This is a genomic window from Acinetobacter towneri, assembly GCF_001758345.1.
Lineage (GTDB): Bacteria > Pseudomonadota > Gammaproteobacteria > Pseudomonadales > Moraxellaceae > Acinetobacter > Acinetobacter towneri_A.
This window is the reverse complement of the sequence record NZ_MKQS01000004.1, coordinates 1-15,985: the sequence shown is the minus strand read 5'-3', so window position 1 is coordinate 15,985 and position 15,985 is coordinate 1. Positions and strand designations below refer to the sequence as shown.

Annotated in this window: 13 protein-coding genes and 1 pseudogene; 10 read left to right on the top strand and 4 right to left on the bottom strand. The window is 40.5% G+C overall.

The genetic code is table 11. The features are described from left to right. Positions 1-30: 30 nt before the first annotated feature. Positions 31-1,144, top strand: a pseudogene (gene tnpC, locus BJN41_RS02930) (IS66 family transposase); the annotation flags it as partial. 486 nt (positions 1,145-1,630) lie between these two features. Here tnpC and BJN41_RS02925 read toward each other — a convergent pair. Continuing rightward, positions 1,631-2,803 carry a replication initiation protein gene (locus BJN41_RS02925; RefSeq protein ID WP_070153147.1) on the bottom strand — a complete coding sequence of 391 codons (1,173 nt, stop codon included), beginning with the start codon at positions 2,801-2,803 and terminating at the stop codon, positions 1,631-1,633. Positions 2,804-3,658: 855 nt separating this feature from the next. On the opposite strand from BJN41_RS02925, the gene BJN41_RS02920 reads away from it, so the two are divergent. From BJN41_RS02920 to BJN41_RS02885, 8 genes are all read left to right on the top strand, one after another. After that, positions 3,659-4,432 (top strand): ParA family protein, encoded by a 774-nt coding sequence (locus tag BJN41_RS02920; protein ID WP_070153144.1) that lies wholly within the window; start codon positions 3,659-3,661, stop codon positions 4,430-4,432. Positions 4,433-4,445: 13 nt separating this feature from the next. After that, entirely contained in the window at positions 4,446-5,357 is a 912-nt protein-coding gene (locus BJN41_RS02915) for a ParB/RepB/Spo0J family partition protein (RefSeq protein WP_070153141.1), read from the top strand. Positions 5,358-5,462: 105 nt separating this feature from the next. After that, positions 5,463-5,741 (top strand): hypothetical protein, encoded by a 279-nt coding sequence (locus BJN41_RS02910; RefSeq protein ID WP_070153138.1) that lies wholly within the window; start codon positions 5,463-5,465, stop codon positions 5,739-5,741. 227 nt (positions 5,742-5,968) lie between these two features. Continuing rightward, positions 5,969-7,516: a type I restriction-modification system subunit M gene (locus tag BJN41_RS02905; RefSeq protein WP_070153135.1), complete on the top strand. Its 1,548-nt coding sequence runs from the start codon at positions 5,969-5,971 to the stop codon at positions 7,514-7,516. Continuing rightward, positions 7,513-8,715: a restriction endonuclease subunit S gene (locus tag BJN41_RS02900; protein ID WP_070153132.1), complete on the top strand. Its 1,203-nt coding sequence runs from the start codon at positions 7,513-7,515 to the stop codon at positions 8,713-8,715. The genes BJN41_RS02905 and BJN41_RS02900 overlap by 4 nt, the downstream gene beginning before the upstream one ends. Before the next feature lie 55 nt (positions 8,716-8,770). Beyond that, positions 8,771-9,304, top strand: coding sequence for a DUF2939 domain-containing protein (locus tag BJN41_RS15600; protein WP_070153129.1), 534 nt, complete (start codon positions 8,771-8,773; stop codon positions 9,302-9,304). A 28-nt stretch (positions 9,305-9,332) separates the two neighbouring features. Beyond that, positions 9,333-9,809 (top strand): hypothetical protein, encoded by a 477-nt coding sequence (locus BJN41_RS15595; protein WP_070153126.1) that lies wholly within the window; start codon positions 9,333-9,335, stop codon positions 9,807-9,809. Between the two features lie 84 nt (positions 9,810-9,893). After that, the gene (locus tag BJN41_RS02885; RefSeq protein ID WP_081406275.1) at positions 9,894-13,130 is read left to right on the top strand and encodes a type I restriction endonuclease subunit R; all 3,237 of its coding nucleotides are present in this window, start codon (positions 9,894-9,896) and stop codon (positions 13,128-13,130) included. Between the two features lie 174 nt (positions 13,131-13,304). Here BJN41_RS02885 and BJN41_RS15945 read toward each other — a convergent pair whose 3' ends face one another. The 3 genes from BJN41_RS15945 to istA all read right to left on the bottom strand — a co-directional run bounded on the left by BJN41_RS15945 (position 13,305) and on the right by istA (position 15,417). Next, positions 13,305-13,430: a hypothetical protein gene (locus tag BJN41_RS15945; RefSeq protein WP_264754233.1), complete on the bottom strand. Its 126-nt coding sequence runs from the start codon at positions 13,428-13,430 to the stop codon at positions 13,305-13,307. Positions 13,431-13,624: 194 nt separating this feature from the next. Continuing rightward, positions 13,625-14,398, bottom strand: a complete 774-nt coding sequence (gene istB / locus BJN41_RS02880) for an IS21-like element ISAba8 family helper ATPase IstB (RefSeq protein ID WP_070153121.1) — start codon at positions 14,396-14,398, stop codon at positions 13,625-13,627. After that, complete coding sequence (gene istA / locus BJN41_RS02875) at positions 14,398-15,417, bottom strand: IS21-like element ISAba8 family transposase (RefSeq protein WP_070153118.1); 1,020 nt, start codon at positions 15,415-15,417, stop codon at positions 14,398-14,400. Before istA ends, istB begins: the two co-directional genes overlap by 1 nt. A gap of 67 nt (positions 15,418-15,484) precedes the next feature. On the opposite strand from istA, the gene BJN41_RS02870 reads away from it, so the two are divergent. Then, positions 15,485-15,985: IS256 family transposase (locus BJN41_RS02870; protein WP_264754236.1), on the top strand; the 501-nt coding region annotated here is incomplete at its 3' end.

The window sequence follows — 15,985 nt, the reverse complement described above, 5'->3', positions numbered from 1 at the left end:
AAATGAGGGTGTTTTACGGCTCATTGGATAAATAAACATAAACGTCGACTACTCCCAGATCATTTAGCAACCGTACGTATTGAGCATGAATCTGCATCAACGCAATACATCTGTGGGTGCACACTGCGTCGTATCGGCGAAGATATCAGTGAAAAATTGAATTTCAGACCAGCGCAGTTCTATAAAGAACAGCATGTGCGTGGTAAATGGGTTTGTGATCAATGTGACACCCTGACTCAGCAAACGATGCCTGCCTATGTGATCGATAAATGTATTGCGACACTTGAGTTACTTAGCCATGTGCTGGTATCCAAATATGCTGATCACTTACCGCTGTATCGTCAGCGACAGATCTTTCTGCGCGCAGGTGTAGATCTATCTAGATCCACCCTGTCAGATTGGATTGGTCGCTGTGGTGTAGACACTTGAACCTCTGGTCAATGCCTTAAAACAGGTGGTGCTGCAGCAAGGGGGTGATCTATGACTTTCAAGAAACCGTTCAGGTCTGCATGCAGAAGAATTCCTGAATGGCTGGCAGGGACATCTGGTCTGTGATGATTACAGTGGTTATAAAGCACATTTCAAATCAGGTCAGATCATTGAAGTAGGTTGCATGGCACATGCATGTCGTAAATTCCATGAACTGCATATCACTGGGAAAAGTCAGATTGCTGAACAGGCACTGGTGCTGATTCAGAAATTGTATGCGATAGAAGCAGAGTTAAGGCACAAGACCGACGGTACAGCGCAACAACGCTGCGAATACCGGCAACGGCATAGTCAACCAGTGATGCAACAACTATATGAATTGCTCAACCAACATCATCTGATGGTGCCATCAAGTTCTACCACCGCTAAGGCAATCAATTACACTCTAAAGCGCTGGCAAGCCTTAAGCCGCTATTCAGATGATGGTAATCTATCTATTTACAATGATTTGGTGGAGAACCAAATGCACCCTTGGGCTTTAAGTCGTAAGAACTGGTTGTATGTTGGATCACTGCGCAGTGGTCAGCGAGTTGCTAACATCATGACATTGATCCAGTCAGCAAAGTTGAATGGTCTAGATCTGTATGCCTATTTAAATGGTGTACTGCAAAAGTTGCCGACATACAAAGTGATCCAAATTAAAAGATTGGCATAGAGTTTAGAGGACACTTACAAATCAATGGTATCGCCAAGTTGATCGTCATCATCTTTAGCTAAAACGGTCTTTAGCTTATCATTTGTGGCTATACGCAACAGCATCAAATATCTAGCTCAAGAAGTATCTCAGAGTAAATTTTTACAACAAAGCTAATAAGCTTAGGCTATTTTAATATTATTCATGATCCGCCGCTTTATATAAAGGCTATAAAAGTATTTAGTAATTTTTTATCTAAATTCAACTATATACTTAAAACTTAGTTGATCTTTACCCCTTAACCACACCATTTTTTGAACACTGAAAAACTTTTTTCTCCAAAAATATATGAGGAACAACCAAAATGTAAAATCTAAAAAATAATCTATTCGTTTTAATATTTTTCATTCAGCTATACACCACAGATATTTTGTATCCAATTTTGCTTAGTACTTGAATTCTTCAGTGATACATTAAAAAATGTGTAGCAAGTTGCTACACATTTCCTTAGACAAGCTCTTTACCAAAAATATCATTCAGTCTATCACGAATACTTTGTACAAATTCCGGATTATTTTTTAGTTTATGCTTCATATTGCGTTTAAAGTCATTCAAGCTCATACCAACTTCAGCAAAATCCATTTGGAATAAAGTGTCATTAATAACAATATTTGCTTGAGAGTCAGTGAGACAACCAATTTTTTTAAACCACTTCTTGAACTGCGAATACTTTTCATCATTATTAAAAATGTACCAGGAACGTACATTCGTATCGAATTTTGCCCCCAATTCTTTTACTAATGCATTATCTTCAAATGGAACATCAAGATAAATTTTTTCAATTACAGCAGTTTCATTTAGTGTTTTATCAGTAATACGCTGATGCAGTTTAAAATTCACACCCACAATTGGGCGCCCTTTTTTTATGGTTTCATACTCTAGTTGTAGATCTGTATTTTCGTTAATTTCTGCAACTATTTTATCTAATACATAGCGTCTAAAATCTACCCAGCGATCATATTTAGTTTCATTAATATCAATCAGAGCTTTCAAGTTTTCTAAAAGCATTGGGACTTCATAACTCTTTTGGCTTGCGTACTTGAATTCATTTTTAATGAAATACGTATAAAGACTCATACTAGCAACAGAATCCAAGGCAAACAGATGTTTCAATTGATAGGTGGTGAAATTCCCCCCAGCCAACTGCGTGAAATACGGTAACACCTCACTGGTAAAACGAATCTGAATGGCATTTTTAGAATCATCTTCCCATCTTAACTCACGGATAATAGGAACGACAGAATGTACTTTTTTAGTCTTTCTCTTACCATCATCAGTAGGTTCCTCAATAATAAAATGAGCCACCCTAGATGAAAGTTCTTTATAAATCCGGTCTATTGCAACATTAATCGAATTGCGTTTATTCAATCCTAGTAAATCTGCCAAATCATCCTTATACAGATAAATATAGGTTTGTTCAGTGATTTCACCATTTACCCTATTTTTCTCACTATAATTTGCAACAGCCATTGCATATAGGAGCGCCTTATATTCATTGGCTGATAACTCAATTGGGCGAATTAAGCGGTTACTGGTGCTAACAACGCCATTATGACGAATATTGCCTATACAGTAAGGAATATGATTCAATTCTTCTTGCACTGATTCTGATTCTGTCATAACCGTGATATTTATATATTTAATTCTATTTTTATATACAAAAGTGGAAAAACTTTCAAGACTTTCACCACAAGAATCTAAGAGTGGAAGGCTTGTCATCAGAAATATGCATTTTTGACGATTTATTGTCATTAAAGTGGAATAAAATATATTATTTCCACCATATAATGACAGACCTTCCACCTTTAGCCCTAAACTAACAGTTCAAAATACCTATTTTCACTTATTTCTTCCAAATTTAGGTATGCTATGTCAGATAGAAACCTAGATGTGACAAGGCTTCCACCTTTCATTAGATTTGAAAGGTATAAATGAATAGATAATCGTCAGGAAATATCCAATAAAATAAAATTATCCACAGGGTGCTAACACATAGTGACAAACCTTCCACCCTTAAAGATTGTTTAGCCAACTTTATCAACAAATTAAGTATTTGTTTTTGCAAGGTTTTTTTAAAAATATAACCTTTTTAAAAATAGTAGTGACAAACCTTCCACTCTTGTGACAGACCTTCCACTTTACGGTGACAGACCCTCCACCTTTGAGTGACAGACCTTCCACCTTTGAGTGACAGACCTTCCACCTTTGAGTGACAAACCTTCCACTTTACGGTGACAAGCCCTCCACTTTTAAACTTATAAGCATTTGTTTTATATAGTAAAAAAACAGTCTTAATTATTAATTAGCTAAATAAATAATTATACTAATTATTAATTAAGCTAGCTTATTTAAAAATTAGTTTTTTAAGTTGTTTTACACCTAAACAAATAAGATTTATAAATTTAAAAACTATAGTATGATGAGTGAAAGTTATTTATATTGTTAAACATTCAAATACGGAAGCATCTGACACGTATGTCTGCAAAAATTATTACGGTTGCTAACCACAAAGGTGGATGTGGCAAAACTACGACCGTTGTACATCTAGCCTCTGAACTTGCCAATCTTGGCAATAAAGTTTTAGTCATTGATTTAGATCCTCAAGCAAACGCAAGTTTACACATTGGGATCCAACATCCAAGCGAAATTGTTGTTACTTCAGCAGAATTACTTGTTGGTGATATTTCATTATTAGCTGATGCATTACAAGAAGAAACAAATTTTGAAAAAGTATCATTAATTTATGGCTCATTAAATTTAGGAAAAACTGAAGACCAGCTTAAAGAAGAAGCTCCTCGTCCTTCAGAAGAATTAAGCATCAAGCTAGAACTGTTAAAAGATCTTTACGACTTCATATTAATTGATTGCCCACCTAGTCTTAAACTATTAACCAGTAATGCCTTAGCATCATCAACACATGTCATTATCCCTATCGAATCTGGATCACAATATGGACTGTATGGGGTAACAGATCTTTTAAACCATCTTGAAAAGATAAAACGTATTAATCCAAATTTAGAGCTTTTAGGCGCTTTACTGATTAAACATGATGAACGTCAGAATGTTTGTAAATTGATTCGGGATGAAGCTTTAAAACAGGTAGGCAAAATTTTAGAAACTACCATTCCTCAAAGTACTAAAGTTAATCAAGCAGCGATTCTGCAACAGCCACTTTTGAAAGTAGAAAAAAATTCAAAAGTACGTAAGGCTTTTGAAAGCCTTGCTTATGAAATTGTAGCGAAAGTTTAAACCTGAGAGTATTATGGCAAGCACTAAAGAGCTTTTAGCTCAAAAATTGAAACAAAATACAGAAAAACATCAGCAAGCACAGAAAGACAATATTAAAGAGCTAAAAGAATTTAGACGTAATGTTCCTATTGAGGATATCAGTCGCAGTCCCAACCAACCGCGTAAAGTATTTGAAGATTCTCAATTAAAAGAACTGGCGGATTCTATTAATGAAATCGGCCTTTTGCAGCCCATTACAGTGCGTAAACTTGATAATCTGAAATATGAACTGATTGCAGGCGAGCGACGCTTACGGGCGCATCAATTACTCGGCAAGTCGGTGATTGAAGCCATTATCATTGATGCTAATGATGAAGAAGCATCTTTGTTAACCCTAGCTGAAAATTTAAAGCGTCAAGATCTGACAGATTATGAAATTTTTATTGGTTTGAACTCACTTGATGAAAAGTTGAAGAAGAACAAGCAACGTTTAGCTAATTCATTGGGTTTAAATCGCGAAGATATGTACAAATATCTATCGTATGAAAAGCTGCCTAAAGCAATGTTGAATGACCTGGATTTGGAGCCAGGTCTAGTCGGTCGTACTGCTGCAACAGCGTTCAAGAAATTTTTATCGGATCATATAGAGCAACTTTCGGAGGCGGAAACAGCTTTACTCGGTGCTTGGGAGAAATTAAAAGAAAAAAAACTGGAGCAAAGCAAAGTTACTTCTTATGCTGAAAAACTATTGAGTCAAGATCCAGAAAAAGTAACCACGACATCAGTGGTAAGAAAAATCGAATATGATGGTAAGGTTGCTGGAAATATCAAACTGAATCAAAAACAGCTCAATATCTCTCTTAAAATTTCAGAAATTGATGAAGCTAGTCTTTTACAACTAGAAGATTTTTTAAAACAGCTTATTCAGAAAAGCGAAAAAGTGTAGCAACTTGCTACACTTTTCAGTTTGCTCATAAAACTCTCACACTTACGTGAGAATTTTTTATAATTATCACATGCGAAAAATTATACCACCCAAACTGAAATTGATATGGTTACGCTAGAAGAGTTTATTCCTAAAAATTATCTTATACGTAAAATAGACAAAGCGATTGATCTAAATATCATTCATGAACGTGTCGCGCATCTATATTGTCCCGATAAGGAGACTGTTGAACGAATTTTGCCGTTGCAAAATAATTACAGGGTCTCTGTTATGCAAGTAACGCAGCAATGTTTACTGTCAGTTACAGCACAAAACTTGAAGAAAATCGCCTTGCACTTATCGAAGTTAATTTTTATTGTATTTTTTAGCCATCAATACGCTTAAAAATAAATCACTATGAATAAGCGATAGAAGTTTAGAAAATACCCCCACTTTAACGATCGCTAAAGTGGGGTTTGTGATTAGTCTGAAAAGTGTAGCAACTTGCTACACTTTTTTAATACTTAAATTGTACGACAAGAAATGACGTATCAATACTTACACACGAGCGTATTATTGGGTACTATTGGTTTAACTAAAACTAGATAACCTATTCATTGCAGGACAATTCCATGGCACGTACTCCAAAGCAAACCAAACAAGAACCCATTGAGGTCATTCTTTGGAAAGCTGCAGACAAACTTCGTAAGAACATTGATGCTGCTGAGTACAAGCATGTAGTCCTTGGTTTGATCTTCCTCAAATACATCAGCGACACATTCGAAGCTCACTACAACTTACTGGTAGAAGGTGAAGGAGAGTTTGCCGGAGCTGACCCAGAAGACCGTGATGAATACACTGCATACAACGTCTTCTTTGTTCCTGAGAACGCACGTTGGTCATTCCTGTTAAACCAAGCAAAACAACCTAACATTGGCAAGTTGGTCGATGATGCAATGGAAGCTATTGAGAATGACAACCCTCAATTGAAGGGTGTACTTCCTAAGGTCTATGCACGTCAGAATCTCGATCCTACGAGCTTAGGAGAGCTGATTGACCTGATTGGTAACATTGCACTAGGTGATGCGAAATCTCGCTCTGCTGACGTTCTAGGCCATGTATTTGAGTACTTCCTTGGTGAGTTCGCTTTAGCTGAAGGTAAACAAGGTGGACAGTTCTACACGCCTAAATCCATTGTCAGTCTGTTGGTCAATATGCTTGAACCATACAAAGGACGTGTATTCGATCCTTGCTGTGGTTCAGGGGGTATGTTTGTTCAGTCTGAGAAGTTTGTAGAGTCTCATCAGGGCTTAGTGGATGACATCTCCATCTATGGACAAGAGAGTAACCAAACGACTTGGCGACTCGCTAAGATGAACTTAGCCATTCGTGGCATTAACTCAGAGCATGTGAAATGGAACTCTGAGGGTTCATTCCTGAATGATGCACACAAAGACCTGAAAGCGGATTACATCATTGCTAATCCACCATTCAACGTCTCTGATTGGAGCGGTGAGCAGTTAGTGGGTGATGCTCGTTGGTCTCTAGGTACACCACCTGCAGGCAATGCGAACTTCGCATGGATGCAACACTTCTTGTATCACATGAGTCCTAAAGGTCAGGCAGGCGTTGTGCTTGCTAAAGGTGCATTAACCTCTAAGACCAGTGGTGAAGGTGAGATTCGTAAAGCCTTGGTTTCAGAAGCCAATGTCATCGACTGTATTGTGAACCTACCTGCCAAGCTGTTCTTGAATACACAGATTCCTGCTGCTTTATGGTTTATGCGTCGTGACCGTGCTAACTCAAGCCAATACCAAGATCGTAGCAATCAGATTCTGTTCATTGATGCGCGTAACCTAGGTCATCTGATTAACCGCAGAACCAAAGTTTTGTCTGATGAAGACATTAAGCTGATCACAGACACTTACCACAACTGGCGTAACAAAGGTGGTGAGTATGAAGATGTTGCAGGCTTCTGTGCATCTGTACCTCTTGAGAAAGTCGCTGAGCTTGATTATGTACTGACCCCAGGTCGTTATGTTGGTTTAGCTGATGATGAAGATGAGTTTGACTTTAAAGAGCGTTTCACTGCATTAAAGACTGAGTTTGAGACACAGCTTGCTGAGGAAGCTAAGCTCAATCAAGCCATTACTGAGAACTTGGCAAAGGTGGTTGTATGAGTGAGTGGGTAGAATCACAGCTTAGTGACCTTTGTAATATCATAAGTGTAAAAACTTCAATGGTTAATGCCTCTTTGGAAAATTATGTTTCAACAGAAAATATGATTCCAAATTTTGGAGGATTAGTTAAAGCTGAAAAATTACCATCAGGAAGCATGGTTAATGCATTCTTACAAGATGATGTTCTCTTTTCAAATATTAGAACATACTTCAAAAAAGTGTGGTTTGCAGAGTTTAGTGGCACTGTCTCAGCTGATGTCTTGGTGTTCAGAGCCAAGCAAACATGTGATCCTAAATATTTGTATTACAGGCTATGTGAACCAGATTTTACTGAGTACACAGTACTGACCTCTAGAGGAGCTAAAATGCCTCGTGGGGACAAAGAAGCCATACTGTCATACAAGTTAAGCTTACCACCCCTACCTGAACAAAAAGCCATAGCCTCAGTCCTCTCATCATTAGATGACAAAATCGACTTACTGCATCGTCAGAACAAGACCTTGGAAGCCATGGCTGAAACACTGTTTCGTCAATGGTTTATTGAGGAAGCGAAAGAGGATTGGGAGGAAGTTACTTTAGCTGATTACTTCAAGGTTAAGCATGGTTATGCTTTTAAAGGTGAGTCTATTACACCTGAAAAGACTAAATATCGCCTTGTGACTCCAGGTAATTTTGAGATCGGTGGTGGATTTAAGTCAGCAAAATTTAAGTACTATTCTAGTGATGTAATTCCTGAGGATTACATTTTTGATGAACTTGATTTTGTCGTAACAATGACTGACTTAAGTAAAGAGGGCGATACATTAGGGTATCCTGCATTCATCCCTTTACATGATCCTAAAGAAGTTATGTACCTGCATAATCAACGTGTAGGTAAGGTGCTATTTCATGCTACTAACGCAAGTAAGTTCTTCTTTTACATGCTAATGAAACAGGACGTTTATCAGCAGTTTATTGTAGGGTCTTGTACTGGAACTTCAGTCAAGCATACATCACCAACAACCATTGGTTCCTTTAACTTTGCTCAACCTCCTTTAGAGATAATGCAAGAGTTTGACCGAATAGTTGGACAACAGTTTGCAAAGATTTTTGCCAATCAAAAGCAAATCCAAACACTTGAACAACTACGAGACACCTTGCTTCCTAAGCTGATGAGCGGCGAAGTCAGAGTCCAATACCAAACAGAAGAAGTCGCATAACATTTAAGGTGAAGTCATTTGATGGCTTCACCTTTTTTACATTCAGGGGGCTGAATTGAATAAAAAAATTATAGGGGCAATCATTGCCTTAGTCGTAGTGATCTGTGGCTACTTGTATGCTTCGCCATACATTGTCATCAATAACATCAAGAATGCTGCACAAGCGGGTGACAGTGAAAAGGTGTCCAAGTACATCGACTATCCAAGTGTGCGTCAGAGCTTCAAAGACCAAATGAACGCCATGATGATGAAAGAGATGGCAAACCATAAAGATGATGGTTTCGCAGCACTAGGTGCCATGCTTGCATCTACCATGGTAGACAAGATGATTGATGGTTTTGTCACACCTGAAGGGATGACCTTGATGTTGCAAGGCAAAGACCTAAAGGATGCAGCACAGTCATCACAGGGAACTTCAGCAACTGAAACCAAAGAAGAAGATCAAGCAGAGTACAAAACTCGCTATACCTCATACAGTGACTTTGAGGTTGTGATCCAAGATCCAAATGATTCCAAAGCCGTCACTGTCAAAATGGTTCGTGATGGTTTGAGTTGGAAAGTGAACAAGATTGTAGTTCCAATGGATTAAGTAAAAGAGAACAAAGAGGAAAAACAGAATGATAAAGCGCATGATTCAAATGGGATTTGGCTTGATTGCTGTAGTTAGCTTTGCTGCAACCGTTCAAGCAGCACCGGCTAAATTCAATCATAGCGGCATACAAAAAGGTAAAGTCATAGAAACCTGTTATCACTCTCCTTGTTCAGTCGCCAAGTTTGTCTCTTACAAACAACTGAATAAGACAGCGACTGAGTCCAAGATTCAAGTCACCTTGCTGGGCGGTAGTCGTGAGTGGGAAGCCAAGAAAATTGACTGGAATAGATCGCCACATAAAGTCACTGTGAATTGCTCATACCAACGACCAACAGTTCAGATTGGTTCACAAAAGACTCTGATTCCACTCAATGATGGTTTAGGTGTTCCTGGAGTACTGATGGTAGATGCTGAACTCTATCTATATGTTTGCCATAAGTTTGAGGGCGCTATTGAGAATGCTGTGCAGAAGTATGGCTATAACGTGCAGGACGATGAATAAGGTTTCTTAGCTTTACATCATATAAAAAATTAATGAGTCCAGGTTATATGGATAAGTTTAGGGGGAAATAATCAAGTGACTAAGATGACCGAATCAGACATTGAGCTGATGGCGATAGAGCAACTGGAGGGAATGGGCTATACCTATGTGTATGGTCCTGAGATTGAATCCAAGGGAAGCAATCCTCTGCGAAGCTATAAGCAGGTCATCTTAGAAGCCAAAGTGCTTGAAGCATTACAACGTCTAAATCCTCATTTGAGCGAAGACAAATGCCTTGAAGCACTGAAGCAAGTCACCAATCTGCACTCCCCTGATATGCTCAGTAACAACCAAGCATTTCATCGCTTGTTGACCGAAGGGGTAAACATTGAAGTCAGTAAAGATGGCAACACTCAAGGTGAATATGCTTGGCTGATCGACTTCGACAACCCAACCAATAACGAGTTTCTAGTCATCAACCAAGTCACCATCAAAGAAGATCGTTGGACAAGACGACCAGACCTGATCCTGTATGTGAATGGCTTACCATTGGTAGTCATTGAACTCAAGAACGCTACTGATGAAAATGCTACTGTAGATGGCGCATACAAGCAAATACAGACCTATCAAAGCCAAATCCCTAGCTTGTTTACCTACAATGCTTTCAACGTCATCTCTGATGGTTTAGAGGCGAAAGCAGGTACTGTCTCAGCAGACTACAGTCGCTACATGGCGTGGAAGACAAACAATGGTCAAACCAAAGCCAAGAAGACACAAGCACAGCTAGAAGTCCTGATTCATGGTTTACTGAATCCAGTCACACTACTCGACATGATTCGACACTTCATTGTCTATGAATCAACGAAGCACGAGGATACCAATGGCTTAATCACCATTAAGACCATCAAGAAGATGGCTGCATATCATCAGTACTATGCAGTGAATGCAGCAGTCCTCTCGACTATTCGTGCGTCTGCAGTGAACTCGGACTCGAAATCAGCAGAAGTTGCCATGCAACATCAAGGTAGAAGTAAGCTCGAATTGGTACAGCAACAAGCAGTCGGTGACAAGAAAGCCGGTGTGGTATGGCATACCCAAGGCTCAGGTAAGTCTTTGTCTATGGTTTTCTACACAGGCAAGATTGTCTTGGCTTTGGATAATCCAACAGTCGTTGTGATCACAGATCGTAATGATCTAGATGATCAGCTCTTTGGTACATTCGCTGCATCAAGCCAACTCCTTAGACAAACACCACGACAAGCAGACAGCCGAGAAGAACTCAAAGAGTTACTCAAGGTGGGTTCAGGTGGCGTGATCTTCACCACCATCCAAAAGTTCCAACCGGATGATGGCACTAGCGTCTACGAGCAACTGTCAGACCGAACCAACATTGTCGTGATTGCAGATGAAGCACATCGTTCTCAGTATGGCTTTAATGCCAAGGAAGTCGATGTCAAAGATGAAGATGGCAAGGTTGTCGGTAAACGTACTGTCTATGGTTTTGCCAAGTACATGCGTGATGCACTTCCTAATGCTACTTACCTTGGTTTCACAGGAACACCAATTGAGAAGACGGATGTAAACACACCTGCAGTCTTCGGGAACTATGTAGATATCTATGACATCTCGCAAGCAGTGGAGGATGGTGCAACTGTTCGTATCTTCTATGAAAGCCGCCTAGCTAAGATTGCCATCAGTGAGGAAGGCAAAGAGCTGATTGAAGACTTTGATGACCAGTTTACTGAAGATGACTTAAACCAAACTCAAAAAGAACGTGCGAAGTGGGCAAGAGTCGAAGGTTTGATCGGCAGTAAAGAACGTATCAAAGCCATTGCAAAGGACATCGTAGAACACTTTGAGCAGCGTCTTAAAGCCAATGCAAACCAAGGCAAAGGCATGATCGTCAGCATGTCTCGCAGGATCGCTGTAGACCTTTACAACGAGATTGTAAAGATCAAACCAGAGTGGCACAGTGATGATCTGAATGATGGTGTAATCAAAGTTGTGATGACTGCCTCAGCTTCAGATGGTGAGGTGATTGCTAAACATCACACTACCAAGCAACAGCGCCAACGCTTAGCAGATCGTATGAAAGACAATGATGATAAGCTCAAACTCGTTATTGTTCGTGATATGTGGCTGACTGGTTTCGATGCCCCAAGTATGCACACCCTTTACATCGACAAACCAATGAAAGGTCACAACCTCATGCAAGCGATTGCACGAGTCAACCGTGTCTACAAAGACAAGGCTGGTGGCTTGGTTGTGGACTATCTTGGTATCGCATCTGACTTGAAAGAAGCCTTATCGTTTTACTCAGAAGCAGGTGGTAAAGGTGATCCTGCATTGGTGCAGGATGAAGCTGCAACGATCCTGCAAGAAAAGCTAGAAGTGCTTGATGGCATTTTGCATGGCTTCAACTACCAAGAGTACTTCACTGCAGATACTTCTCGTAAGCTCAACATCATTTTAGAAGCGGAAGAGCATATCCTTGGTGTAGATCAAGGAGAAGGGAAGACTCGCTTCCTGACAGCAGTCACAGCGATGTCACAGGCATTCGCATTAGCTGTACCACACCCACATGCGATGGAAGTTGCACCATTGGTTGCTTTCTTTCAAGCAATCAAAGCACGACTTGCAAAGTTTAGTGATGGATCGGGCAAGATCTCAGGCCTAAGCAATGCTGAATTAGAAACCAAGGTCAAACAAACCATTGACCAGGCACTTGTCACTGAACAGGTGGTAGACATCTTTKATGCAGCAGGAATCCAGAAGCCTGACATTTCCATTCTCTCTGATGAGTTCATGCAGGAAATGAAAGGCTACAAGCACAAGAACATTGCCCTTGAGACACTGAAGAAACTTCTTGGTGATGAGATCAAGATGCGAGAGCAGCGCAGTGTCACCCAAGGTAAGAAGCTTATGGATATGTTGAGTTCAGCAATTAAGGGTTATCAGAACAAGGTGCTTACTGCAGCAGAAGTCATTGATGAACTGATCAAGTTAGCTAAGACAATTCAGGAGTCAGACAAACTGGCTGAAGAACTCAACCTGACTGAATACGAATATGCGTTCTACTCAGCAGTAGCAGACAATGACAGTGCTCGAGAATTGATGCAGAAAGACATATTGAGAGAGCTTGCAGTCGTACTCACTGATTCCATTCGTAAGAATGTCACTTTGGATTGGACGATCAAGGAAGCTGCGAGAGCTAAACTACGAGTGATTGTAAAGCGATTACTGAAGAAGTATGGCTATCCACCTGATATGGCTTTATTGGCAACAGAAACTGTATTGGAACAGGCTGAGCAGTTGGCTGAAGAGCTTTCCAGTTCAAAATGATAGGGTATTTGATCGCACCTTTTAGTACTCACTTGAGGATCTTGTACATAGATTAAGTCCCCACTTGTTTTTAGTGGGAACCAAATTAGGGCTTAAAGGATAACTTAGTGAGATGGTTTTGTTCGTTATTGGCTCAAAAGTGAGACTAAACGAGATTTATCGAATGATAACTTTTCATTGTTTCACTTTTAAGCCCTCGATGCGTTCATTCACCGGGTCGGCTGCACTCACGACAGGCACCAAGCCAATCATCAGGTCCGCAGTCAAAAACGAGCGGAAGGTCAGGCTGCGTAATTTCATCGTTTGATCCTTTCAATCTTTCAATGCGGATAACCGGGTAATTTGACGGGTGGAAAGATTCAGGATTTCAGCAGCACGGACTTGGGTAATACGATGATCTCGAACGTCTTGCAGAACCGCTGTCAACGGCATTCTAAAATTGACCCCTTTCACCTTACAAATGGCAAAGTAAAATTGACCCCTTTGATCTCGTATTAAATTTCAACCTGAGGCTGAATCCCTATTCTTTTTTTATCCTTCAAACGATAACTCTCACCCGATATCTGTACCACATGACAGTGATGTAATAGCCGATCTAACATCGCAGCGGTCAACGTAACATCATCCGCAAACGACTTAGACCATTGGCTAAAGGGTAAGTTACTCGTCAATATCGTACTGCCTTTTTCATAACGCTTGGCAATCACGTTAAAGAACAGATTCGCTTCTTCACGTCCAAACGGTAAATAACCAATTTCATCGATAATCAGTAACTTTGGTCCCAGTACCGCACGTTGCATATAGGTTTTCAATTTACCTTGCTGGTAGGCTGTACTTAGTTGCAGCATGAGATCGGCGGCGGTAATAAACTTGGTTTTGACATTGTTCATGATGGCCTTATAGCCTAATGCCATAGATAAATGCGTTTTTCCTACTCCGCTAGCCCCGAGAAACACCACATTTTCTGCTCTAGCAATAAAGCTCAGATTGAACAGTTCAATCACCTGTGATTTAGGGGCCCCTAGGGCATAATTAAAATCATAGTCTTCCAGGGTTTTGACTTGAGGCAGGCCTGAGAGTTTCATCAGTACCTGCTGGCTGCGCTGTTGCCTGGCAGCATATTCATGCGTCAAGATCGCTTCAACAAAGTCGGCATAACTTCCATCCTGACCTAATGTTTGTTGTGCATGATGTGACCATTGTGATGCGATGGCAGGCAGATTGAGCTTTTGGCAAAGCTGCTCTATACGGTCGTATTGCAGATTCATCAGGAAACTCCCAGCAACTGGTCATATACAGATAAGGGATGCTGCAAACTCTCGTAGGGCATGACATGCTGTGCTGCTGCAACAGGTACAGTGCTGGAACCTGTATCTGATTGCGGTAATGGCGTAAATTTTTGCTGCTCCTGTTGCAGTCGAACAGCCGGTTTTTCTTGCGTGGTGGCATGAATCCGCTGATTGGCGGTTTCATGCAGCCACCGGCCAATGTGGGCATTGGCGACATCAACATCTAACAGTAAACCCGAAGTCTTCAGGCTTGCTTTCAATGGCACAATAAAGCTTGATTTGAGGTATCCATTAAAGCGTTCAACTTTGCCTTTGGTCTGTGCACGGTAGGGCTTACATACGCGAGGACGAAAGCTGTATTTCTTGGCGCAGTCGAGCAGTTTGGGGTTCCATTTATGCTGCCCCTCCTGATAGGCATCCCGTTCAATCATGATCGTTTTAGCGTTATCAAACAGGATTTCTTGAGGTACTCCTGCAAAGAACTGAAATGCATTTTCCAGACCATCGATCCATGCATCCGTACGTTCATGATCATAAAATTTCACGAAAGTCGCTCTGGAATACCCTAATGTTGCGACAAAGGCTTTTAAAGGCGTGTTGTTGCGTCGAATTGTGGTGAAATCCACCTGCATTTGTTGGCCAGGTTGGGTTTCAAAACGAATGATCGGTTCCGGTTGAGCAACTGGTTTTAATGTTGCAAGATATTCCCTCAAGATCCTGATCTTTCCTGGATATCCCAACCTTAAAATTTCCTGGTAGAGCACAACAGCAGGAATCCATTCAGGATGAGCTGCGTTTACACGTTGGAGTAAATAGGGTTTATATGGGTCAAGGATACTTATTCTAGGCTGTATACGCTGATACTGAGGTGTGGTGTTTTGCCGTAAATATTTACGTACGGTATTTCTGGACACCCCCAGTTCACGACTAATGGCTTTAATAGATTTACCTTGTTGATGAAGTATTTGGATTGTCACTGCTTGCTCCAAAGTTAACATGTTGAGCAGTCCAAAATGACCGCTATATTAACCAAGGGGGTCAGTTTTTAAATGCCATTAGGGGGTCATTTTTACACTGCCGCTAACAGGCATGACTACCCGTGAAATCGTGGCTACTTTCAAAGAAATGTACGATGCTGATGTATCGCCAACGCTTATTTCCAAGGTGACTGATGCTGTTAAGGAGCAAGTCGCTGAATGGCAAAACCGTCCGCTGGATGCACTCTATCCCATCGTCTATATGGACTGTATTGTAGTTAAAGTCCGTCATAATGGCAGTGTTATCAACAAGGCTGTATTCCTTGCCTTAGGCATTAATCTTGATGGACAGAAAGAACTGCTCGGCATGTGGATGGCTGAGAATGAAGGTGCAAAGTTCTGGCTGAATGTCCTGACTGAGCTTAAAAACCGAGGGTTGCAGGATATTCTGATCGCCTGTGTGGATGGACTAAAAGGCTTTCCTGATGCCATTAACAGCGTATACCCGCAAACCCATATCCAGCTGTGCATTATCCATATGCTGCGTAACAGCTTGAAATACGTATCATGGAAAGATTACAAGGCGGTC

Bases quoted from the DNA above. Each gene is read 5' to 3' on its own strand.
- BJN41_RS02925 (WP_070153147.1), bottom strand. From the start codon at position 2,803: ATGACAGAATCAGAATCAGTGCAAGAAGAATTGAATCATATTCCTTAC.
- BJN41_RS02920 (WP_070153144.1), top strand. From the start codon at position 3,659: ATGTCTGCAAAAATTATTACGGTTGCTAACCACAAAGGTGGATGTGGC.
- BJN41_RS02915 (WP_070153141.1), top strand. From the start codon at position 4,446: ATGGCAAGCACTAAAGAGCTTTTAGCTCAAAAATTGAAACAAAATACA.
- BJN41_RS02910 (WP_070153138.1), top strand. From the start codon at position 5,463: ATGGTTACGCTAGAAGAGTTTATTCCTAAAAATTATCTTATACGTAAA.
- BJN41_RS02905 (WP_070153135.1), top strand. From the start codon at position 5,969: ATGGCACGTACTCCAAAGCAAACCAAACAAGAACCCATTGAGGTCATT.
- BJN41_RS02900 (WP_070153132.1), top strand. From the start codon at position 7,513: ATGAGTGAGTGGGTAGAATCACAGCTTAGTGACCTTTGTAATATCATA.
- BJN41_RS15595 (WP_070153126.1), top strand. From the start codon at position 9,333: ATGATAAAGCGCATGATTCAAATGGGATTTGGCTTGATTGCTGTAGTT.
- BJN41_RS15945 (WP_264754233.1), bottom strand. From the start codon at position 13,430: ATGAAATTACGCAGCCTGACCTTCCGCTCGTTTTTGACTGCGGACCTG.
- istB (WP_070153121.1), bottom strand. From the start codon at position 14,398: ATGAATCTGCAATACGACCGTATAGAGCAGCTTTGCCAAAAGCTCAAT.
- istA (WP_070153118.1), bottom strand. From the start codon at position 15,417: ATGTTAACTTTGGAGCAAGCAGTGACAATCCAAATACTTCATCAACAA.